13 protein-coding genes are annotated in these 22,005 nt (G+C 74.3%); all 13 read left to right on the top strand.

Translation table 11 applies throughout. The annotated features are described in order from the left end of the window. Positions 1–18 precede the first annotated feature (18 nt). Entirely contained in the window at positions 19–1,998 is a 1,980-nt protein-coding gene (locus ACFWP2_RS10160) for an ATP-binding protein (protein ID WP_380449875.1), read from the top strand. Continuing rightward, positions 1,989–2,324 (top strand): hypothetical protein, encoded by a 336-nt coding sequence (locus ACFWP2_RS10155; RefSeq protein ID WP_380449874.1) that lies wholly within the window; start codon positions 1,989–1,991, stop codon positions 2,322–2,324. Before ACFWP2_RS10160 ends, ACFWP2_RS10155 begins: the two co-directional genes overlap by 10 nt. Continuing rightward, positions 2,321–8,620 carry a DUF4157 domain-containing protein gene (locus tag ACFWP2_RS10150; protein ID WP_380449873.1) on the top strand — a complete coding sequence of 2,100 codons (6,300 nt, stop codon included), beginning with the start codon at positions 2,321–2,323 and terminating at the stop codon, positions 8,618–8,620. The genes ACFWP2_RS10155 and ACFWP2_RS10150 overlap by 4 nt, the downstream gene beginning before the upstream one ends. A 29-nt stretch (positions 8,621–8,649) precedes the next feature. After that, positions 8,650–9,252, top strand: a complete 603-nt coding sequence (locus ACFWP2_RS10145; RefSeq protein WP_380449871.1) for a HEAT repeat domain-containing protein — start codon at positions 8,650–8,652, stop codon at positions 9,250–9,252. A gap of 7 nt (positions 9,253–9,259) precedes the next feature. Next, the gene (locus ACFWP2_RS10140; protein WP_380449870.1) at positions 9,260–9,901 is read left to right on the top strand and encodes a hypothetical protein; all 642 of its coding nucleotides are present in this window, start codon (positions 9,260–9,262) and stop codon (positions 9,899–9,901) included. After that, positions 9,901–10,260, top strand: a complete 360-nt coding sequence (locus tag ACFWP2_RS10135) for a hypothetical protein (protein WP_380449869.1) — start codon at positions 9,901–9,903, stop codon at positions 10,258–10,260. The genes ACFWP2_RS10140 and ACFWP2_RS10135 overlap by 1 nt, the downstream gene beginning before the upstream one ends. Then, entirely contained in the window at positions 10,253–11,410 is a 1,158-nt protein-coding gene (locus ACFWP2_RS10130; RefSeq protein WP_380449867.1) for a hypothetical protein, read from the top strand. Before ACFWP2_RS10135 ends, ACFWP2_RS10130 begins: the two co-directional genes overlap by 8 nt. A 22-nt stretch (positions 11,411–11,432) precedes the next feature. Then, a complete protein-coding gene (locus tag ACFWP2_RS10125; RefSeq protein ID WP_380449865.1) occupies positions 11,433–11,942 on the top strand; it encodes a phage baseplate assembly protein V in 510 nt (169 codons plus the stop codon). 14 nt (positions 11,943–11,956) lie between these two features. After that, positions 11,957–12,289 carry a hypothetical protein gene (locus ACFWP2_RS10120; protein ID WP_380449864.1) on the top strand — a complete coding sequence of 111 codons (333 nt, stop codon included), beginning with the start codon at positions 11,957–11,959 and terminating at the stop codon, positions 12,287–12,289. A gap of 59 nt (positions 12,290–12,348) precedes the next feature. After that, a complete protein-coding gene (locus ACFWP2_RS10115) occupies positions 12,349–12,729 on the top strand; it encodes a GPW/gp25 family protein (RefSeq protein ID WP_380449939.1) in 381 nt (126 codons plus the stop codon). Further along, positions 12,726–15,935: a putative baseplate assembly protein gene (locus tag ACFWP2_RS10110; protein WP_380449862.1), complete on the top strand. Its 3,210-nt coding sequence runs from the start codon at positions 12,726–12,728 to the stop codon at positions 15,933–15,935. Before ACFWP2_RS10115 ends, ACFWP2_RS10110 begins: the two co-directional genes overlap by 4 nt. Next, positions 15,932–19,708 (top strand): putative baseplate assembly protein, encoded by a 3,777-nt coding sequence (locus ACFWP2_RS10105; RefSeq protein WP_380449861.1) that lies wholly within the window; start codon positions 15,932–15,934, stop codon positions 19,706–19,708. Before ACFWP2_RS10110 ends, ACFWP2_RS10105 begins: the two co-directional genes overlap by 4 nt. 64 nt (positions 19,709–19,772) lie before the next feature. Next, positions 19,773–21,992 (top strand): hypothetical protein, encoded by a 2,220-nt coding sequence (locus tag ACFWP2_RS10100; protein WP_380449859.1) that lies wholly within the window; start codon positions 19,773–19,775, stop codon positions 21,990–21,992. Positions 21,993–22,005 lie beyond the last annotated feature (13 nt).

Here is a 22,005-nt window from a genome sequence, read left to right as displayed (position 1 = left end):
GCAGGACGGGGGACCCAGATGAGCACGCGTCGACGGCAGGGCCGCGACGGCCCGGCGGACGAGCCGCACCGGCAGGCGCTGTCGGCCGCGGTCGCCGCCGTGCTCGACCGCGTCGACGCGCACGCGGCCGGCCGCGACGCGGGCGAACCCACGCCGTCGGACATGCCCACCGGCCGCCGGGGCGGGCGCCGGCAGCCCACCACCGCCCTGGACGCGCTCAGCGCCTCCTTCGGGCTCACCCCGTTCGAGCGCGACGTCCTCGTCCTGGCCGCCGCTCCCGTGATCGACCCCACCGCCGCCGCCCGGTGCGCCGCGGCCGGCGGCGACCCCGGGCGCGCCTACCCGACCTTCTCGCTCGCCCTCGCCGCCCTGGACCAGCCGCACTGGAGCGCCCTCACCCCGGTCGGCCCGCTGCGCCGCTTCCGGCTGGTCGAGCTGGACGACGAGACCGCGCTCACCGCCTCCCGGCTGCGGATCGACGAGCGGGTGCTGCACTTCCTGGTCGGCGTGCCGTACCTGGACGTGCGGCTGCACGGCCTACTCACCCGGGTCGGGCCGCCCGGCGAGCTGCCCGAGTCCCACGAGCGGTGCGCGGCCGAGCTGGCCCTGGGGTGGACCGCGGCCGGGCTGACCGGCCCGCCGCACACCGAACTGACCGGCGCCGACCGCCGCACCCGCTGGGAGATCGCGGCGACGGCGGCCCACCGCGCCGGGCTCGGCCTCTACGCCGCGCACCGCGAGGACCTGCCCACCGAGCCCGCCGAACGCGAGCAGCTCGCCCGGCTGTGGCAGCGGGAGGCGATCCTGATCCCGGCCGCGCTGCTGGTGGAGGGCGGCGAGCCGGGCCGGGAGCACCCGCGGTCTCCGAACGGCACGGAGGCCTTCCTCGCGAGTCTGGCGGTACCGCTGGTCGTCTCCGGCGACGAGCTCCCGGCGGAGGGGGCCTCGGACCGGGCCCGGCTGACCGTACCCCCGCTCGGCCCCGAGGAGCAGCTGGCGATCTGGGCCGCGGAACTGGACGGCTCGCCGGGGATCACCGAGGGCGAACTCCGCGCGCTGGCCGCGCAGTTCTCACTGCCCGGCCATGTGATCCGGTCGGCCGCGGCGACGGCCCGGCGGGCGGCCGAGGACGGCCGGGACATCAGCCCGCTGGCCTGGCACGCCGGTCTGACGGAGGCCCGGATGTCCCTGGAGGAGCTGGGCCGGCGGGTCGAGCCGCGGGCCGGCTGGGAGGACCTGGTGCTGGAGGAGCGCCAGCGCGCGATCCTGCGCGAGATCGTCGCCCACGTCCGCCGGCGCGGCACGGTCTACCAGGAGTGGGGCTTCGAGTCGGTGCTGCGCCGCGGCCTCGGCGTCACCGCGCTGTTCGCCGGCGGGTCGGGCACCGGGAAGACGCTGGCGGCCGAGGTCGTCGCCGGGCAGCTCGGCGTGGACCTGTTCGTCATCGACCTCTCCCAGGTCGTCAGCAAGTACATCGGCGAGACCGAGAAGAACCTCCGACGGGTCTTCGACGCGGCCGAACGCGGCGGCGCACTGCTGCTGTTCGACGAGGCCGACGCGCTGTTCGGCAAGCGCAGCGAGATCAAGGACAGCCACGACCGCTACGCCAACCTGGAGGTCAGCTACCTGCTGATGCGGATGGAGGCCTACCGGGGCCTGGCCGTGCTCACCACCAACATGAAGAAGGCCCTGGACCCCGCGTTCATGCGGCGGATCAGGTTCGTGGTCGACTTCCCGTTCCCCGGGGTGCCGGAGCGCGCCGAGATCTGGCGCCGGGTCATCCCGAAGGAGACCCCCAGCCAGGACCTCGACCCGGAGCGGCTCGCCCAGCTCACCGTGGCCGGCGGCTCCATCCGCAACATCGCGCTGTCCGCCGCCTTCCTCGCCGCCGACGAGGACTGCCCGATGCAGATGCGGCACCTGCTGGCCGCCGCGCGCACCGAGTACCTGAAGCTGGAGCGCTCGCTGACGCCCTCGGAGGTCGGCGGATGGATCTGACCGAGGGACCCGGGATCGAGCGGGGCGGCGAGGGGACGGGCGGTGCCGGGCGGATCGAGGTCGAGATCGGCGAGCTGGTCCTCGACGGCTTCCCCCACCTCGACCACGACCGGCTGGCGGCGGCGTTCCGGAGCGAACTGACCCGCCTGGTCGAGGCGCGCGGCGTGCCGCTCGCGGTCGGCGGCGACCGCACGCTGGACCTGCTCTCCGGGCTGCCGCCGCTCCCGGCCGGCACCTCACCGCGGCGGCTCGGCGAGGCGCTCGCCCGCGCCGTGCACGCCGGGCTGTCCGGCGGTGGCCGACCGCCGGGACGGGGGCGGACATGACTCGACCCGCCGTCGCGGCCAAGGACTCCGCACCGGACACCAGGCAGGGCGCGGCCCGGCGCCGGACCCGGGCGCCGAAGGCCCGTACGCCCGAGCCCAAGGAGATCGTCTCCGGCGCCGGCCAGCCGCTCGACCCGGGCGTGCGCCGCGAGCTGGAGGCGCGGCTCGGGCACGACCTCAGCCGGGTCCGGGTGCACACCGACCGGGACTCCGCCGCGCTGACCGAGCTGATCGGCGCGGACGCCGTCGCCGTCGGCCCGGACCTCTTCTTCGGCGAGGGCAAGTACCGGCCCGCCGCCGAGGACGGCCGGCGGCTGCTCACCCACGAGCTGCTGCACACCGTCCAGGCCCCGAACCCGCTCGGCGCGCTGCGGGCCGGCCGCGACCTGGGCGCGGTCAGCCTGCCGCTGGACGCGATCGAACGGGAGGCGGAGCACGGCGCGCGCGACGACCGGCCGACGGCGGCGACACCGGGTGCCACGCCGGGATGGCTGCGCTACGCGACCGTCGACGCCGACCGGTTCCGCACCGAGCGGCTCGACCCGGCCACCCTGGTCGACCGGCTGGCGGCCGGCATCCTGCGCTCGCTGCGCGGCGACCCGACCGACTCCGCCGGCCGCGTCCGCTGGCAACTCGCGCGTTTCGCCCCCGAGTTGCAGGCCTCCGTGCTGGAACGGCTGGAGCTCCGGCTGCCCTCCTCGGACTACACCCGGGTGCTGGAGCTGGTCGAGGCCGCCGAGCACCGCCCGGCCGACCTCGACGGCCCGCAGACACCCGAGCCGGTCACCGATGCCGCTGACCGGACCGCCGACGACCAGGAGCGGACCGACCGGAAGGACCGCGGCGAGCGGGACCGGCAGCGGCAACTCGACAAGGAGGCACGGCAGTCGGCCGACCTGAAGGGGCGGCGCAGGCGCCGCAAGGGTCACGGTGACGCGGAACGCCCGGACGAGCGGGGCGAGCGGCAGGACGAACGGCAGGACGAGCAGCAGGCACCGTCCGCGGAGGGCGAGGCCGCGCAGCCGCAGGCCGATCAGGCCCAGCCTCCTGGGCAGGCGCAGCCGTCGACCATCGAGGCGGCCCCCAAGGCGGCCCCCGAGGCGGGCCCGGAGGCGGGCCCGGAGGCGGGCCCGGAGCAGTCGCCCGCGCCGGCCGAGGAGGCCGCCGCCCAGCCCGGAGCCGCCGTCGTGCCGGGCCCACCCGAAGCCGGGCTGCCGGACGCCGGGCGGCCCGACCCCGCCGCCCAGCCCTCGGCCGGTACGAAGCCGCAGGATCCCGCCGCCCGTCCGCTGCCGCAACCCGCGCCGGTCAAGCCCGAGCGCCTGGACGCGGTCGCCCGGGCCGAGGACAGTCCGCTGGCCCGGCACGGGCTGCTGGCGGGAGACCACGAGAAGGCCGAAACCCCGGACGAGGAACGGCCGTTGGGCATGGAGCCCGGCGCGGAGTCCGAGGTCCAGGACGGACCGGGCAAGGAGCAGGACCGGCAGCCGGCGCCGGCCGACGCCGGACCGGAGCTCTCGCCCGGGGACTTCCTGCCCTCGTCCGACCTCGACGTGTCGGCCGTCCCGACGGCCGATCGGATCAGCCTGTCATCGGACGGCACTCCGGCCGGGAACGCCGAGGCCCCGGAGTTCCCGGAACCGCCCGCGACCAAGGCCGACCAGGTGCAGGCCGAGCGGGACAGCCGACCGGAGGAGGACGCGGAGCCTGCGGCGGCACCGCCGGAGCAGGCGCAGCCCGGGGCGGCACCGCCCGCCGCCCCCGAACCGGCCCCCACCCCCGAGGCCGAGGACCGCAGCGCCCGCGACCTCCAGCCGGACCAGCCGGTCGAGCAGGAGATCGGCCCCGAACCCACCGCGAACCCGGCCGCCCCGACGCCGGCCGCCGCCGAGCCCGCCCCGGCGGAACCGCACCAGCCCGACGCGACCGCCGAGTCCGAAGAGGCGCGCAAGGCCGAACCGGCCGCCTCGCCCGAGCCGGGCGGCGCGGAGCGCACGGCCGCGCCCACTGCGGCACGGCCGGTCGGCGGGGACGGCCCGGACGGGGACGGCGCCGGCCCGGACACCGGCGGGCCCGAAGCGGCACCCGGCGCGGACTCCCCCGAGACCGCCGTCGAGACCGCCCCCGGCCCGGCGGCCGAGCAGGCCGACGCACCGGCCGGGCTCGCCGCCCAGCCCGCCCCGGACGCCTCCCTGGAGTCCGGCGGCGGCGCCTGCGCGGGCCCGCAGCAGCCCACCACCGAGGCGGAGCCGGACGCCGCCGGCGGTGCCTGTGCCGCCGGCGGCGGCGGGGGCGGCCCGGCCCAGCAGGAGCAGAAGCCCGCCCCGCCCGACGTCTCCGGCCAGGACCCGCAGAGCGCGCTCGCCACCGCCGCGAGCCTGCCGCCCGATCAGATGGCCACCACCCTGGACGGCGTGGACGGTTCGGTGGACCGTACGGTCGGCGAGCAGCACGCCCGGCTGCAGTCCGCCCCGCCGACCGTCCGGCGCCCGTCCGGAGCCCCGCAGACCCAGTCCGGCACACCCGAGGCCGCGCCGCCCGCCGAGGCGGTGACGGAGCGACTGGAACGGGTCGGCCCGCCGGGCGCGGACGGCGAGCAGCAGAAGGCCGAGGAGAAGAAGGTCGAGGGCCGCAACCCCGGCGACCGGGTCGCCCCGCCGCACGTCGCCGACGACCCGGGCAACCAGGTCTCGCCGCAGGAGGTCCAGCAGGCCCAGGTCGCGGTCGACGGCGTGCCCTCGACCGACCCGGCGCTGAACACCACCGTCGGCCCGGCGCCCAAGGTCGAACTGACCGGGGAGAGCGACCCGGCGCGCACCGACCGGCAGGCCACGAAACTCAAGGAGAGCTCGACCAGGATCCTCGGCGTCGGCCGGGAGGACGCCGCCAAGCCGATGGGCGAGGACCGGATCTACCCGGACGTGCCGAAGGAGACCCTCACCGCCTCCGCCCCCGGGGGCGGCCGCAGGCACGGGGGCGCCGGTGCGCGCGGCGCGGCCGGCACCAAGCCGGGCATCGGCATCGTCACCCAGCAGGAACGCGGACCGCAGATCCAGGCCGCGGTCGGCCAGGGGCAGGGCCGAATCGGCTCCGCCCAGGCTGAGCAGAAGCAGGGCGAGGCCGAGGCGCGGCGCCAGAACCAGGCCGAGATCGACCAGGAGGTCGCCGACAACGCCCAGGCCCAGGCCGGCGAGCGGGGCGAGGCCGCGGAGAGGGTCCGGGCCGAACGCGAGCAGTGGCGCACCGAGCAGGACCAGAAGGTCTCCACCGCGGACCAGGACTCCGCTGCGGAGCACCAGGACAAGACCGGACAGATCGGCAAAAAACGCACCGAGGCCGACAAGGACGTCCAGGACCGTCAGCAGCAGGACAACCAGAAGATCCAGGACAAGCGGAAGGAGGCCGAGGAGAAGGCCCAGAAGGAGAAGGACCGCAAGAAGGAGGAGTCCGAGGGCTGGTGGGGCTGGGTCAAGTCCAAGGTCAAAGCGGCCTTCGACGCGCTGGTCGAGGCGGTCACCAAGGTCTTCGACTTCTTCCGCGGCCTGATCAACGACATCATCGACGGCTTCCGGAAGTTCGCGAACTGGGCGATCGACCAGGCGCGGAAGTTCGCCGTCGACCTGATCAACAAGCTCGCGGACGCGCTGATCAAGATCTGCGACGTGCTGCTGGCGGCCTTCCCCGAACTGCGGGACAGGTTCCGCAAGAAGATCGAGGAGTGGCGCGACAAGGCCGTCGCCAAGGTCAACGAGTGGGCGGACAAGCTCAAGAACGCCGTCAACAAGCTGCTCGACCTGCTGGCGGCCGGGCTGAACGCGCTGCTCGACGCGCTGGAGGCCGGGCTCAAGGCCGCGATCGAGGCGGTCCGCAAGACCGTCATGGACGCCATCGACTTCGTGCAGAAGGCGATCGCGGTCTTCGGCGAGTTCGCGGTCCTGATCGGCGACATCGCCTCCGACCCGGGCGGCTGGCTGAAGAAGCTCGGCACCGCCGCGGTCGACGGCATCCAGCACTACCTGTGGGGTGCGATCAAGAGCGCGGTCAAGCAGTGGTTCAACGAGAAGGTCGAGTCGGTGGTCGGCCTGACCTCCACCATCGTCAACGTACTGGTCAAGGGCTGCATCTCGATGGCCCAGATCGGACGGATGGCCTGGCAGGCGATCGTCGCCGCACTGCCCGGAATGATCGTCTCGATCGTGATCGAGAAGCTGGTGTCGCTGATCGTGCCGGCGGCGGGCGCGATCATGGCGATCATCCAGGGCCTGGTGGCGGCGTGGAACACCATCAGCAAGATCGTCGCCGCGATCGGGAAGTTCGTCACCTTCCTCAAGGCGGTCAAGTCCGGCTCGGCCGCCTGCCTGTTCGCCGACGCGGTCGCGGCGGGCGTGGTCGCGCTGCTGGACTTCATCTCCAACTTCCTGCTCAGCAAGCTCAAGGGGGCGGGGAAGGCGGTCGGGACCAAGCTCAAGGGGATCGCACAGAAGATCCTCAAGGGCCTGGCGAGGGCCGGCCGGGGCGCCCGCAAGGCTGCCGGCCGGGCCGTCAACAAGGCCCGGGCGAGCCTGCGCCGGGCCACCCAGTCCCTGCGGCGGCGGCCCTCCCCCGGCCGCACCCGCCCCACGCGGACGGGCCCCGCCCGGCAGACCGTCCGGCACGCGGAGCGCCACCAGCCCGTCGGCACCGGACGCCCCCGCCGCGAGGTCACCCGCCCGAAGCCCACCACCCGCCGCCACCCCACCTCCCCCGTAGGCCGCGCCCTCAACGCCTCCCGCCAGACCGTCAAGGCCGCCCTCAACCGGGTGCGGACGGCCGCCCGCACCCTCGGCCGCAAACTCCTCAACAGCAAGCTCGGCCGCGCCCTCACCAACGGCGCCCACCGGATCCGCGACGCCTACCGCAAGCAACGCGACCGCCTGCGTGCCTGGCACCAGAAGCGCCAGCAGCAACGCGCCCAGCGCCGCGCCCACGAGAACTCGCCCCAGGCGAAGCAGCAGCGCCTTGACCTGATCGTGGCGCGCCTGCGACCCCGTCTGACGCGACTCCTCGGCAAGGGAGTCCGGAGGCAGGTCCTCAGCGCCGTGCTGCGGGGGCTTCGCGCCTGGTACCGGCTGAGCGGGCTCGAACTGAGCGGCCTTCCGCAGTTCGTCATCCGCGCACTGCTGAACCCGGAGAAGGTCGCGCTCGCAGGGGTGGAGCTCGACCGCACCGAGCTCCTGAACTTCATCCGCACAGTCGCGGACGAGGTCCGGGGTTCCGCCCGGCACCTGCAGGAAACGGGGCAGATCGGGTACGACCAGCAGAACAAGCGGATATCCACCGGCGACCGGATCGATTCCGTGTCCATGGCGAACAAGTTCCGCCAGCAGGCTTTCCCGGACGGGAGCCACCAGACGGTCGAAGGCCCGAACGGCGCGACCGCCGGACTGAAACAGGGGTTCAACAGCCCACGCAATCAGAGGGCTGTACCGCACGGCCGCGTTGAGGAGCAACTCCCGGACGACTATCCGAACATGTTCAACGGCATGCCGGGACCGGAACAGGAGAAGATCGCCCGTACGATGCTCGCCGATCTGGGTGGGGGCCCCGCACCGCAGGGCGTGGACGCGATCCCGGACAGCAGGCGGGTGTTCCTGCACACCCTCGGCGCGGTGGAGCACAACCGCTCGCCCAGCGACGTCGTCTACCGAGCCATGGCCTACAAGGCCGCGACCGCGGACTCCAGCAAGTTCAACGAGAAACAGCGCGCCGCCGGAATGAACGACCTGAACGAAGCCGTCAACAAATTGCCGCTGGCACCGAGAGGGGCGCAGAGTGAGGCCCGGCAACTCAATCTCGCACTCAAGTTCAAGGAACTGAGACCCACCTACAGCAATCCGGACGCGCTGGCTCGACGCATGCAGAAGCTCGCCGCACAGGAGGGGCTGGGGCCGGCCGAGCTGCAGAAGATGACGGGCGTCAGCGAGGCCCGCTACCTTACGAGCCAGGGAATACCGGCCAAGGAGCGCAAAGCAGTTCGGGCCGTGATGAACAACAAGAACGAGAGTCCGGAGCGCCGGGAGGAAGCGCGCGCCAAGGTCGAGTCGTGGAAGCAAGCCTACGTCCAGCACGCTTGGGGGGAGGCCGCTCAGAAGGGGGAGGTGAAAACCACGCCTAAGGCCGACGCCATGGCCGAACGCGAGGTGGCGTTCCTCCAGGCCTGGGCCGCGTCGCTTGAGCTCGACTTCGCGGACAGCGGCGGCAAGGAGGCCCTGTTCGCACACATCCGGAAGCACATTTACAGCATCTACGGCCTCTGAGGCCTGGAACGTACCGAATGGGAGGGTGAATGGCCGTCGGACGCCATGTGGGCCGTCGCTTGATTCTCCGCGACTCCGTGGACAATGCCGAGATCCGGGCCTTCGCCGAGGCCGACGGATGGACCTACGAGGGTGACATCCCCCGGGATCCGGAGAACCACGCCTTCTACGAGGCGAAGTGGTCACTACCCGGCGGACTGTCCGCCCACTACGTCGCGGACGAATTCATCGACGCACGGTACCTCGTCGTCGCGGGTGACGACGGCGTGCGGGTCCACGAAGCATCGACACGCCTGGAGTCGGCGCTCGACATCTGGAGCGTCGACGACCTGGAGACCAACTTCGACGTGAGCGTCTACCCGGTCGAGCAGGCGAGGTCCGTGCTGCTTCTGGGCGCCGGATCCCCCAAGCAGGCGGTGGACACCGTGGTGATGCGCATACTGGAGGTGGTTCGGCACAAGGACCCCAGGGTCCGGCGGGCCGTTGTTCAGGCCATGGTGTATTCCGAGTGGCCCGAGTACCGGGAGCCGCTGGCTGACATGGTCGCCCACGATGCGGACCCGGAGGTCGTCCGAGAGGCGGAAATCGCCCTTCGGTTGATGGAAGAACAGCACGGGCCACGCCATGAGTAGCCGGTCCTTGAGCTATTCCGACGCCCCCAAGCCCATCAGGGCCGGGCTGGTCATCGTCGATGCGCAGCGGGGGACGCCGCAGCGGGTCATCGTGCTGCAGTTCAATCCGGACAGCCTGGAGCGGTCGCTCGCCCCGCAGGTGGCGGGGGCCGACGGGAGCGGGGACCGGACGGAGGCTTTGCGGCTCAAGGGGCCCGCCGTCGAGACCTGGAAGTTCACCGCCGAGCTGGACGCCACCGACCAACTCGACGTGCCGGCTCCCAACGGGATCCATCCGCAACTGGCCACCTTGGAACTGCTGGTGCAGCCGACCAGTACGCAGCTGCGGAGCAATCAGGCCCTCGCCGCGCTGGGCACCCTCGAAATCACCCCGATCGAGGCCCCGCTGACCCTCTTCACCTGGGGCGGGAAGCGGATCCTGCCGGTGCGGCTGACCGAACTGACCATCACCGAGGAGGCGTTCGACATCGACCTGAATCCGATCAGGGCCGCCGTCGCCATCGGCCTGCGCGTCCTGACCGTCAGTGATCTGCCGGCCGGGCACCGCGGGGCGGAGCTGTACCTCGCGCACCTGGCGCAGAAGGAGCGGCTGGTCGGCACGGCGGCCGGTGGTCGGCTGAGCGCGCTCGGCCTGGGAGGGGGGTTCTGATGACCGTCAACGACCCGCTGAACGCGCTGCCCGCGCCCTCGCCGTACCCGCTGACCAGCCGGTACCACGGCATCCCGGTCGCCTTGCACACCGAGCCGGACGGTCGGCAGGTCCCCTACCTCAAGCGGCGGTTGCTGCCCGGCGCGGACGGGCTGACCCCGCTCGCCGAGCACACCGTCAGCGCCGGCGACCGCCCCGACCTGCTGGCCTACCGCTACCTCGGCAGCGCCGACCAGTGGTGGCGGATCGCCGACGCCAATCCGGTCCTCGATCCTCGGGAGCTGACCGCGACGCCGGGCCGGCGGATCACCATCGCGCTGCCCAGCGCGGTGCCCGGGCCGGGGGTGGGCAATGGCTGACGCCTCGGCCGTCACGGGGGGCGGGCCGATCGGGTCGATCCACCTGAGCCTGCTGATGGGCCCGCAGCTCCCGGTGCCGGTGCCGCAGCCGGTGACCGACGCGCTGCTGTCGGCGCAGGTCACGGTGGCGTCCGGGCAGCGCAGCGGGTTCCAGCTGGCCTTCGACCTGTCGAAGCACGGTCTGATCAACACCGCGCTGCTGCCGGGCGGCTTCTTCGACCCGAAGATCCGGGTCGTGCTGATGGTGACCGTCACGGGCACCCCGACCGTGCTGATGGACGGGGTGATCATCCGCCAGGAGGTCGGCATCAGCAACCAGCCCGGCCAGTCCACGCTGACCGTCACCGGTGAGGACCTGACGGTGCTGATGGACCTGGAGGAGCAGGCCGGCGTGCCGTTCCCCGCGATGTCCCCGGCGGCCCGGGTGGCCGCGATCATCGCCAAGTACGGGCAGTACGGCATCGTGCCGCTGGTCATCCCCGAGCTGGTGCCGCAGACGCCGATGCCGACCCGGCGGATCGACTTCCAGAAGGGCACCGACCTCGGCTACGTCAACGAGCTGGCGAAGGCCAACGGTTACGTGTTCTACCTCGACCCCGGCCCGGCCCCCGGGATGAGCCGCGGCTACTGGGGGCCGGAGATCCGGCTCGGGGTGCCGCAGCACGCGCTGAACGTGAACATGGACGCGCTGTCCAACGTCGACCAGCTCACCTTCGCCTTCGACGGGACCGCCCGCGAGGAGCCGGAGGCCCGCGTCCAGCTCCCGGCGACCAAGGTGTCCGCCGTCCTGCCGGTGCCGGAGGTCAGCATCCTGCGTCCGCCGCTCGCGCTCAGGCCCGCGCCGGCGCTGAAGAAGAAGGTCATCGCCGACACCGCCAAGAAGGACAGCTCCCAGGCCGTCGCCGAGACCATCGCCAAGGCGATGCAGTCGGCGGACGCCGTCTCGGGCTCCGGCCAGCTCGACGTCGTCCGGTACGGGCACGTGCTGCGGCCGCGCGAGCTGGTCGGCGTCCGCGGCGCCGGACTCACCTACGACGGCCTGTACTTCGTCAAGAGCGTCACCCACAACCTCAAGCGCGGCTCGTACACCCAGAACTTCACGCTGGCCCGCGAGGGCCTGATCGCCCTCCAGCCGACCGTCATCCCCTAACGATGCAGCAGGAGTTGCCCGCATGGCCGAACCGACCCGCTACCTCGGCAAGTTCCGGGGGACGGTGGTGAACAACGTCGACCCGCTCGGGATCGGCCGCATCCAGGCCCAGGTGCCCGACGTGCTGGGCGAGGTCGCGTCGACCTGGGCGATGCCCTGCTTCCCGGTGGCCGGCCCGGGCATGGGGCACTACGCCGTCCCGCCGGTGGGGGCGGGGGTGTGGATGGAGTTCGAGCAGGGCGACCAGAGCTATCCGATCTGGACGGGCTGCTGGTACGGCTCCGCCTCCGAGGTGCCGGTGGAGGCGACGACCGGCCCGCCGGGCGTGCCGAACCAGGTGCTGGAGACCACCGGGCGGCGGGTGATCGTGCTGTCCGACGACCCGACCACGGGGATCACCCTCCGCACCCCGAGCGGGGCCTCGATCGTGATCAACGACTCGGGCATCCGGATCAGCAACGGCCAGGGCGCCTCGATCTCGCTCGTCGGCGCCACCGTTTCCATCAACCAGGACGCCCTGAGCGTGACCTGACGGGGGAGAGACTCGTGCCCGGAAATCTGCTGCACGTCAACGCGACGGTGACCTGCCCGCACGGCGCCCAGGCGACGGCCCTGCCCGCCCAGGGCCGGGTGCTGGTCGCCGGCCAGGCCGTCACCAGCACGGCCGACCTGTACACCGTGACCGGCTGCCCGTTCAACGTGGCCGGCAAGCCCCAGCCCTGCGTCACGATCCGCTGGGTGGTGCCGTCCGCCCGGATCCGGGTGAACGGCTCCCCCGCGCTGCCGCAGTCCGCCGTCGGGCTGTGCCAGAGCGCCGAGCAGGTCCCGCAGGGGCCGCCGGTCGTGACCGTCGTCCAGCAGCGGGCGGTGGGCGTGTGAACACCTGGGGTGCGCACGCCGCACAGTTCGACGGGCCCGGCGCCCAGCCGACGGCTCCGCTGCCCGGTCCGGCCCGGACGGACCTCGCGTTCCCGTTCCGGATCGACAGCCGCGGGCGCACCGCCGAGGCGGCGTACGACGACCACGTGCGGGACCTGATCGAGCAGTTGCTGTTCACCAGCCCGGGTGAGCGGGTCATGCACCCGGACTTCGGCTGCGGGCTGCTCGACCTGGTGTTCGCCCCGAACAGCCCGGAGCTGGCGGCCACCCTGCAGCTGTCCGTCCAGGCGGCGCTGCAGCGGTGGCTCGGCGACGTCATCGAGGTCGCCGCGCTCGACGTGGAGAGCGAGGACAACGTGGTGCGGGTCGAGCTGGCGTACGTGGTCCGCCGGACCGGTGCGCAGCGGCAGGACGTGTTCGAGGGCGGGGTGGCAGCATGACCGGGCGATCCGAACGTCCGACGGCCCGGTGCCGGACGGAACTGCGGCGCGCCGACGTGCGCGCGGCGCACCTGCTGGGCCTGGACGGCGCCGAGTTGGAGGACGACCGGCGCACACTGACCGTGACCTTCCTCGGCCGGGCACCGGACGAGCTCGGCCCGGAGAACATCCGCGTCGACGGCGGCCGCCGGATCACCGGCCTGCGCGCCGTCGCGGTCGACCTCGAGCCCGCGGACGACCCGGAGCTGGACGACCGGATGCACGTCACCCTCGACCGCACCGGCGACACCTCCCGCTACCGGCTGACCGTGGTCGAGGCGGACGCCCACGGCCGGCCGGGCACCCGCCCGTACCCGGGCTTCGACCCGAGGTACGCGAGCACCGGGTTCTCCTTCGGCGCCGACTGCCCCTCCCCCTACGACTGCCGCACCGAGGAGGACTGCCCGCCCGCCGTCCGGCCGGCCCCGGTCATCGACTACACCGCCCGCGACTACGAGAGCCTGCGCCGGCTCGTGCTGGACCGGATGAGCCTCACCACCCCCGGCTGGACCGAGCGGCACCTGCCCGACCTCGGCGTCACCCTGGTCGAGCTGCTCGCCTACACCGCCGACCAGCTCTCCTACCAGCAGGACGCGGTGGCCACCGAGGCGTACCTCGACACGGCCCGACGCCGGGTGTCGGTGCGCCGGCACGCCCGGCTGGTCGACTACGCCGTGCACGACGGCTGCAACGCCCGGGCGTTCGTCGTCCTGGCGACGGACCGCCCGCTCACCCTCCGCCCCGGCAGCTTCCGCTTCGCCGCCGTCGACGTCAGCCGGCTCGGCCCGCAGGAACGCCCGGAGCTGTCCACGGTGATCCCCGACGAGCAGCTGGACGCGCTCACCCGGACCGCGGCGGTCGAGGTGTTCGAGCCGCTCGGCGGAGCGGACCTGGTGCTGCACCCCGAGCACAACACCATCCGGTTCTGGACCTGGGGCGACCAGGACTGCGTCCTGCCGAAGGGCGCGACCTCCGCCACCCTGCGCGACGACTGGCACGAGGCCGACCGGCCGGAGGCCCGTACCCGGCACCTGGCGCTGCGCCCCGGCGACCTGCTGGTCGTCGAGGAGGTGCTCGGCCCGCGCACCGGCGCCGCCGCCGACGCCGACCCCGCGCACCGCCAGGCCGTCCGGCTCACCTCGGTCACCCACCTGGTCGACGAGCTGTACGAGCAGCCCGTGGTCGAGGTCGAGTGGGCGCCGGAGGACGCGCTCGCCTTCCCGGTCTGCCTGTCCGCGCGCGGCGGCACCGACTGCGGCCCGGTCCCCGACGTGAGCGTCGCGCGCGGCAACGTCGTCCTGGTCGACCACGGCCGCTCGCTCACCTTCTGCGGCGGCGCCCCGGAGACCTTCCCGGTGCCGCCGGAGGCGGTCCGTACGGCGCCCTGCGGGCCGGGCGGGTCCGGCTGCGCGGACCGCGCCGAGGGCAGCCCCGCGGCGGAGGCGATCCACGAACTGCTCGACCGGACCAGGACCGGCCGCCAGCTCGGCCCGCGACAGGTCCGCGAGCTGTACGCGCTGCTCGGTGAGGCGGCGGTCCGGCGGGCCGGGCTGAGCATCCAGCTCGCGCCGGGCGCGAACGCGGAGGGCGAGGACGGCCAGGGCGCCGTGGTCGAGCCGCCCACCGCCGACGCCCAGGCGGCGGCGCTGGAGACGCTGCTCGACCAGACCCGCTACCCCGTCCTGCCGCAGCCCTTCCGCCCGGTGCTGCGCTACGCGCCGGTCACCCAGGCGGCCGCCTACCCGGACCGGGCGCACGTCTGCGCCCGGCAGGCCGTCCTGCTCGCCGGCATCCCCGAACGGGTCCGGCAGCGGCTGGAGGAGCTATGGCACCGGGCGGACTGCGGACACCCCCTCTCCCGCGCCGAACTCGCCGAACTGACCCTGCTGTTCGGGGCCCAGGTGGTGCACGAGCTGCACCTCGCGGACCGGCCCGCCGCCGGACTGCGCGAACTGCTGGCCCGCCGCACCCGCCTGCTCGCCGCCAAGCTGCGCCGCCTCGAGGTGCTCACCGCCCGGGCCCGCGCCGGCGGGGTGCTCCGGCGGCCCGGCGTCTGGGAAGTGGCGCAGAGCTGGGGCGGGCGGTACACCTCCAGGCTTGACCCCGACTCCCCCGCGCTGGCCGGCCCGGCGTCCGGGATCGCCGTCCAGGACCCTCGTGCCGCCCTGCCGGCCGTCCGGGCCACCGCCGGGGGCCAGGAGTGGACGCCCCGCCGGGACCTGCTCTCCGACGGCCCGCGCGACCGGCACTTCATCGGCGAGCCGGAGGACGACGGCCGCCTCGCGCTGCGCTTCGGCGACGGACGGCACGGTCAACCGCCCCGGCCCGGCGCGGAGTTGCGGGTCGCCTACCGGATCGGCAACGGCACCGCCGGCAACGTCGGCGCGGAGGCCATCAACCACCTGGTGGTCTGCCAGGACCAGCCGCCCCACCCGAGCGGGCGCGGCACCGCCGTACCGCCGCAGGACGCGCGGCTCCGGGTCCGCAACCCGATGCCCGCGAGCGGCGGCACCGATCCCGAACCGCTCGACCAGGTACGGCAGTCGGCCCCGCTCGCGCTGAGCCGCACCCGGCTGCGCGCCGTCACCGCCGCCGACTACGCGGAGCTGGCGGCAGCCCTGCCCGGCGTCCGGCGGGCCGCCGCCGAACTCCGCTGGACCGGCAGCGTCCAGGAGGTCCACGTCGCCGTCGAGCCGTACGGGCAGGCCACCGCGGGCACCGACCTGCTGGCGGCGGTCGGCGACGGCCTGGAGGCGTACCGCCGGATCGGCCACGACCTGGTCGTCCGCCCCGCCCTGGTGGTGCCGCTCGACCTCGAACTGCGGGTCTGCGCCGCCCCCGGCTACCAACGCGGCCACGTGCTGGCCGAGTTGCGCCGGGTGCTGGGCAGCCGCGCCCTGCCGGACGGCCGGCTCGGCTTCTTCCACCCGGACGCGCTGGGCTTCGGCGAGCCGGTCCGGGTCTCCCGGCTGGTGGCCGTCGCCGCGGCCGTGCCGGGTGTGGTCAGCGCCCAGGTCACCCGGCTGCGGCGGCAGTTCGGGCGGGACGACGGCGAGCTGGCCGACGGGCTGCTGCGGCTCGGCGCGCTGGAGATCGCCGGCTGCGACAACGACCCCGACCGGCCGGAGAACGGCCGGCTCTCGATCGTGATCGGAGGCGGCCGATGAACGGCCAGTGCACCTGCGGCTGCTCGGGCACCGCCACCGCGACCCCGGCCCCGTTGTTCAACCCGCCCGGGCTGGACGCCATCGGCTACCGGGTGGGCCGCTACGGGGAGTTCCTCGACAGCCTGCTCGCCCGGCTGTCCGGCCCCGCCTACCCGGCGCTGCGCGACCTGACCGTCCGCACCCCGGACGACCCGGCGATCGCGCTGCTGGACTCCTGGGCCGTGCTCGCCGACGTGCTCACCTTCTACTCGGAGCGGATCGCCAACGAGGGCTACCTGCGCACCGCCGTCGAGGAGGAGTCGCTCACCCTGCTCGGCCGCCTCGTCGGGCACCGGCCCCGGCCCGGCGTGGCCGCCGACACCTACCTCGCCTACACCCTCGACCACGACCCGCGGGCCGCCGAGGACCCGACCGTGGTCGTCCCGCGCGGCGCCCGCAGCCAGAGCGTCCCCGGCCCCGGCGAGGACCCGCAGTCCTTCGAGACCGCCGAGGACCTCGCCGCCCGCTCGGCCTGGAACGAGCTGGCCGTGCTGCGCCGCCGCCCGTACCAGCTGACACCCGGACAGCTGAACCCCGGCGGCCGGGCCGAGCTGTTCGCCGCCGGGACCGCCAACAACATCAAGCCCGGCGACCGGCTGCTGTTCGTCTTCAGCGCCGACAAGGCCGCCGACCCGGTCCACCGGGTGATGCGGCTGGTGCCCGAGGTGCGGCTCGACCGCGAGAACGACGTCACGGTGATCGGGCTGCCCCGGGACCTGCGCACCCTCAAGGACCTGCGCGCCGAACTGGCGGACTGGATCACCGTCTCCGAGGGCGCCCCCAACCCCAGGCCCGGGCACAGCCGGATCATCCGGGACTTCGACGACCAGGTGCTGGCCCCGCTGCGCGCCGAACTCGACCGGCCGTCCGGCCCGCTGAGCACCCCGGCCGACTTCGCCGAGCGGCTCGCCCCGGTGATCGCCCGGGCGGCCGAGGCCGCCGAACTGGCGCACTCCCGGCAGCCGGTGTCCGACTGGTTCGCACGCCTCGGCGAGGAGCTGTCCGGCCTGCGTGACCGCGCCCACCAGCTGGAGCCGCCGCAGGCCCCCGACAAGCCCGGGCCGAACCCTCCCGGCACCGGCGCCGACCCGGCCGTCCGCGGACTCGGCTCGGTGCTGGCGGCGCTGCGCACCGCCCCCGCCCGGCCCCCGCTGAGCGCCCGGGACCTCGCCCGCGACCCGCAGCGCCTGTTCGCGCCCGGCTCGGACCTCGGCGTGCGGCTGCTGTCCGCACTCGACCCCCGGCTGCGCGACGGCCTCTACCCCGCCTGGCGCCGGGTCGACCTGACGGCGCCGCTCGCCGTGCACGAGATCCAGGCGATGCGGGTGGTCGCCACCCCGTTCGGCGCCACCGCGCCGCTCAAGCCCGTCTACGGCAACGACGGCCGGATCGACCGCTACGTGGACTGGCCGCTCGCCGGCAGCACCCTGATCGGCGTCCGGATCGGCTTCGACACCGCCGGCACCGTCCCGAGGACCGCCGACTTCACGTACGTCGAGGCCGGCAGCCTGACGCACGACGGCTTCTCGCTGCCGTGGGACCACACCTTCACCCTCGGCCCCGGACAGGTCAAGGTGGTCACCACCGAGCCGCCCGCACCGGCGCCGAACCCGCACGCCGTCGCCGTGCGCGCCGCCGTGCCCGCGCCCGACCAGGAGGCCGGGGTCAGCGCCGCGTTCCTGGCCAAACTGCCCGAACGCACCGTCTTCGTGTCCCGCCCGCAGGCCGACGGGCGCATCCACGTGAAGGTGGACGGCGGGCCCGGCGCCGCGCTCGACTACCAGCTCGAACCGGGCCAGGAGAAGACCGGCGAGTCCGGCGAGCTGAACGTCCGGGTCCACCGCTACACCGCCACCGACGAGTCGCCGGCCGCGGTCGAGGTGGTGTTCACCACCAAGCTGCAGCCGGTCTCCGGCACCGTCCTCACCCTCGACGCCGTCTACGACCAGATCGCGCCCGGCAGTTGGGTGGTCATCCAGCGCCCGCGCAAGGGGATCGACGGCGGCATCCCGGGCAGCCGCGACCTCGCCGAGGTCATCACCCGGGTGACCGACGTGCGGGTGATCTCCCGCGCCGACTTCGGCATCACCGGCAAGGTCACCGAACTGTCCCTCCAGCAGCCGTGGTTGGACGACAAGGACACCCAGCTCTCGGACATCCGGGACACCACCGTCTACGCCCGCGGCGAGTCGCTGCGGCTCGCCGACGAGCCCGTCACCGAGGAGGTCCACGGCGACCGGATCGAACTCGCCCGGCTCTACGACGGGTTGACCCCCGGCCGGTGGATCGCGGTCAGCGGCGAGCGGACCGACATCCCGAACACCACCGGGGTCCGGGGCACCGAACTCGCCATGATCGCCGGCGTCGGGCAGGGCGTCGACCCGCGCCTGCCCGGGGACACCGTCCGCACCGCGATCACGCTCAGCGCCCCGCTCGCCTACCGCTACCGGCGCGACACCGTCCAGGTCCTCGGCAACGTGGTCCGCGCCACCCAGGGCGCCACCCGCGACGAGGCCGTCGGCAGCGGCGACGCCGGGGTCCCCGGCCAGCGCTTCACGCTCTGGCAGTCGCCGCTCACCTGGCTGGCCGCCGACACCCCCAGGGGCGCGCGCAGCACCCTGGAGATCCGGGTCGACGGGGTGCGCTGGTACGAGGTCGACAGCCTCGCCGGGCGCGGCGCCGACGAACGGGTCTACGTCACCTCGACCGCGGCCGACGGCCGCACCACCGTCACCTTCGGCGACGGCGTGCACGGTTCACGCCTGCCCACCGGCCGGGAGAACGTCCGCGCCCGCTACCGGATCGGCATCGGCGAGAGCGGCAACGTCGGCGCCGGACGGATCACCCAGCTCACCACCCGCCCGCTCGGCGTCTCCGCCGTCGTCAACCCGCTGCCCGCCACCGGCGGCGCCGGACCGGACGGCCCCGGCCTGGCCAGGCGCAACATCCCGCTCGCCGTCACGGCGCTCGACCGGCTGGTCTCGGTACCCGACTACGAGGACTTCACCCGCTCCCGGGCCGGCATCGGGCGCGCGAGCGCCACCCGGCTCTCGGACGGCCGGCGGGAGCTCGTCCACGTCACGGTGGCCGGGGTCGACGACATCCCGCTCACCCCCGACTCCGACCTGATCCGCACCCTGCGGTCCTCGCTCACCGCGTACGGCGACCCGAAGCTGCCGGTCGAGGTCGCACTGCGCGAACTCGTCCTGCTGGTCCTCGCCCTGAGCGTCAAGGTCGACCCGGACCACTCCTGGGACCTGGTCGAACCGGCGCTGCGCCGCGCCCTGCTCGACCGGCTCGGCTACGCCGGGCGCCAACTCGGCCAGAGCGCCCACCTGTCCGAGGTGCTCGCCGCCGCCCAGGCCGTCCCCGGCGTGGACCACGTCGACGTCGACGCCTTCACCGGTGTGCCCGGCAGCCTCACCCCGGAGGGCCTGGAGCACCTGTCCGAGCAGCTCGCGCAGCCCCAGCCGACCGTCCCGGCCCGGCTCGCCCGCTTCGACGAGCAGCGCTACCGGGTGCGGGACCCCGACGGGGAGAGCCTCACCGACATCGCCGCCCGCAACGGCATCTCCGTCGCGGAGCTGCTGCGCCTCAACCCGGCCGTCACCGACACCCGCCCGCTGCCGGCCGGCCGCGTGCTGACGGTGTTCCGCGGCATCCGCCCGGCCCAACTCGCCCTGCTGTCACCGGACCTGCCCGACACGTTGATCCTCAAGGAGATCCGCGCATGAGTGAGCGATGGGGGTCCCCCCGGCCGGAGGCCGGAGGAGAGCGAATCGTCGAGAGGTGCGTCCGATGAGCCGCGACCCGGACGGCCTGCTGGAGCTGCTGCCGCAGTGGCACCGGCTGCGCGACGCCGACGCGGGCGAGCCGCTGCGCGCCCTGCTGGCCGTCATCGCCGAGCAGGTCGACGTCGTCCGCAGCGGCATCGAACAGGGCTACCAGGACTGGTTCGTGGAGACCGCCGCCGACTGGGCCGTCGCCTACCTCGGCGACCTGGTCGGCTACCGGATCCTGCCCGGCTACGAGGAGGTGCTCGCCACCGGCCTGCACGGCGGGGCCTCCCCGGAGCGGGCCGCGGCCCGCGACCGGCTCGCCGCCCGGCTGGCGCCTCGGCACGACGTCGCGAACACCGTCGCCAGCCGCCGGCGCAAGGGCACCCTCGCCCTGCTGGAGGAGCTGTCCGCCTCGGTCGCCGACTGGCCGGCCCGGGCCGTGGAGCTCTCCCGGCTGCTCAGCGGCACCCAGCCGGTGCGGCTGCTGCGCCCCGACGAGGAGCCGGCCGACCGCCATCGGCTGAGCCGGGGCCGACTGGTCGACGTGCGGCGCGGCGCCGAGCTGGACCTGCTCGGCGGGCCCTTCGACGGGCAGGCGCACACCGCCGACGTCCGCCGGGCCGCCTCCACCCGCCGCCAGGGCGGCTACACCCCGGCCGGGGTCGCCCTGTACGTCTGGCGGCTGAAGCCCTACCCGGTCACCCGGGCGCCCGCGTACTGCATCGACCGGGCCAGGAACCTCTTCACCTTCTCGGTCCTCGGCAACGACGCCCAGCTGGTCACCAAGCCCGAGCCGGAGCCGTCGACCACCCATCTCGCCACGATCGACAACGTGCCGGCCCCGATCCGGCGCCGCCAGCTCGCCGAGCGCCTGGCCGACTACTACGGGCCCGGCAAGAGCTTCGCCATCTGGCGCGACGGCGCCCAGGAGCCGGTCCCGCCCGCCGAGATCACGGTGGCCGACCTGAGCGACTGGACGTACCGGCCCAAGCGCGGCCAGGTCGCCGTCGACCCGCTGCTCGGCCGGATCGCCTTCGGCGCCCGCTCCGCCCCGCGCCGCGGCGTCTGGGTCGACTACCACTACGCGTTCGGCGACGACACCGGCGGCGGGGAGTACCCGCGCGACCGCCCGGATACCGGGCACCGGGCGCTCTACCGGGTCGGCCCCGGCGGGCCGTACGAGCGGATCAACGACGCCTACGAGCAGTGGCGCGCCGACCAGGAGTCCGGCAGCGCGGGCGGCGCCGCCGTCATCGAGATCACCCACAGCGGCGCCTACCAGGAACAGCTGGACTTCGACCTGGCGGAGGACGACCGCCTCGAACTGCGCGCCGCCGAGGGCACCCGGCCGGTGATCCGGCTGCTCGACTGGTACAGCAACCGGCCGGACGCGCTCAACGTCCGGGGCGTCTGCCCGGGCGGGCGGCTGGTCCTGGACGGGCTGCTGATCACCGGTCGCGGGGTCAACGTCACCGGACCGCTGGCCTCCGTCACCCTGCGGCACTGCACCCTGGTGCCGGGCTGGTCGCTGGAGCCGCACTGCGAACCGCACTCGCCGCAGGAGCCCAGCCTCGTGCTGGACCACACCACCGCCTGCGTGACGATCGAGCGCAGCGTCCTGGGCACGATCCAGGTCGTCGGCGACGAGGTGGACACCGACCCGCTGGAGATCCACCTCGCCGACAGCATCCTGGACGCCACCGGGCCCGAGCGCCCGGCGCTCTCCGGGCCCGACTGCGAGCACGCCCACGCGCTGCTGCACGCCCGCCGCTCCACGGTGGTCGGCGAGGTGCACACCCACGCGGTGCCGATCGCCGAGGACTGCGTGTTCACCGGGCGGCTGCGGGTGGCCCGCCGCTCGCTCGGCTGCCTGCGGTTCTGCTACGTCCCGCCGGGCTCGCGCACCCCGCGCCGGTACGAGTGCCAACCCGACCTGGTGCGCTCGGCGGTGACCGAGCTGGTCGAGCGCGGCGAGCTGGACCCGGCACAGGCCGCCCGGCTGCGCGACCTGGAGGCCGAGCGGGTCCGCCCGCTGTTCACCAGCCTCCGCTACGGCACGCCCGGCTACGGGCAGTTGGCCGCCGGGTGCGCCCCGGAGATCACCCGCGGCGCCGAGGACCGCTCCGAACTCGGCGCCTTCCACGACCTGTTCCAGCCCCAGCGCGAGGACAACCTGCGGGCCCGGCTGGCCGAGTACACCCCGGCCGGCACCGACGCCGGGATCTTCTTCGTCTCCTGACCCGCCCCGATGA

Origin of the sequence: Kitasatospora sp. NPDC058444, assembly GCF_042721415.1 — a bacterium.
GTDB lineage: Bacteria > Actinomycetota > Actinomycetes > Streptomycetales > Streptomycetaceae > Kitasatospora.
This window is presented reverse-complemented; position numbering and strand designations above follow the sequence as displayed.

Bases quoted from the DNA above. Each gene is read 5' to 3' on its own strand.
- ACFWP2_RS10160 (WP_380449875.1), top strand. From the start codon at position 19: ATGAGCACGCGTCGACGGCAGGGCCGCGACGGCCCGGCGGACGAGCCG.
- ACFWP2_RS10155 (WP_380449874.1), top strand. From the start codon at position 1,989: ATGGATCTGACCGAGGGACCCGGGATCGAGCGGGGCGGCGAGGGGACG.
- ACFWP2_RS10150 (WP_380449873.1), top strand. From the start codon at position 2,321: ATGACTCGACCCGCCGTCGCGGCCAAGGACTCCGCACCGGACACCAGG.
- ACFWP2_RS10145 (WP_380449871.1), top strand. From the start codon at position 8,650: ATGGCCGTCGGACGCCATGTGGGCCGTCGCTTGATTCTCCGCGACTCC.
- ACFWP2_RS10135 (WP_380449869.1), top strand. From the start codon at position 9,901: ATGACCGTCAACGACCCGCTGAACGCGCTGCCCGCGCCCTCGCCGTAC.
- ACFWP2_RS10130 (WP_380449867.1), top strand. From the start codon at position 10,253: ATGGCTGACGCCTCGGCCGTCACGGGGGGCGGGCCGATCGGGTCGATC.
- ACFWP2_RS10125 (WP_380449865.1), top strand. From the start codon at position 11,433: ATGGCCGAACCGACCCGCTACCTCGGCAAGTTCCGGGGGACGGTGGTG.
- ACFWP2_RS10110 (WP_380449862.1), top strand. From the start codon at position 12,726: ATGACCGGGCGATCCGAACGTCCGACGGCCCGGTGCCGGACGGAACTG.
- ACFWP2_RS10105 (WP_380449861.1), top strand. From the start codon at position 15,932: ATGAACGGCCAGTGCACCTGCGGCTGCTCGGGCACCGCCACCGCGACC.
- ACFWP2_RS10100 (WP_380449859.1), top strand. From the start codon at position 19,773: ATGAGCCGCGACCCGGACGGCCTGCTGGAGCTGCTGCCGCAGTGGCAC.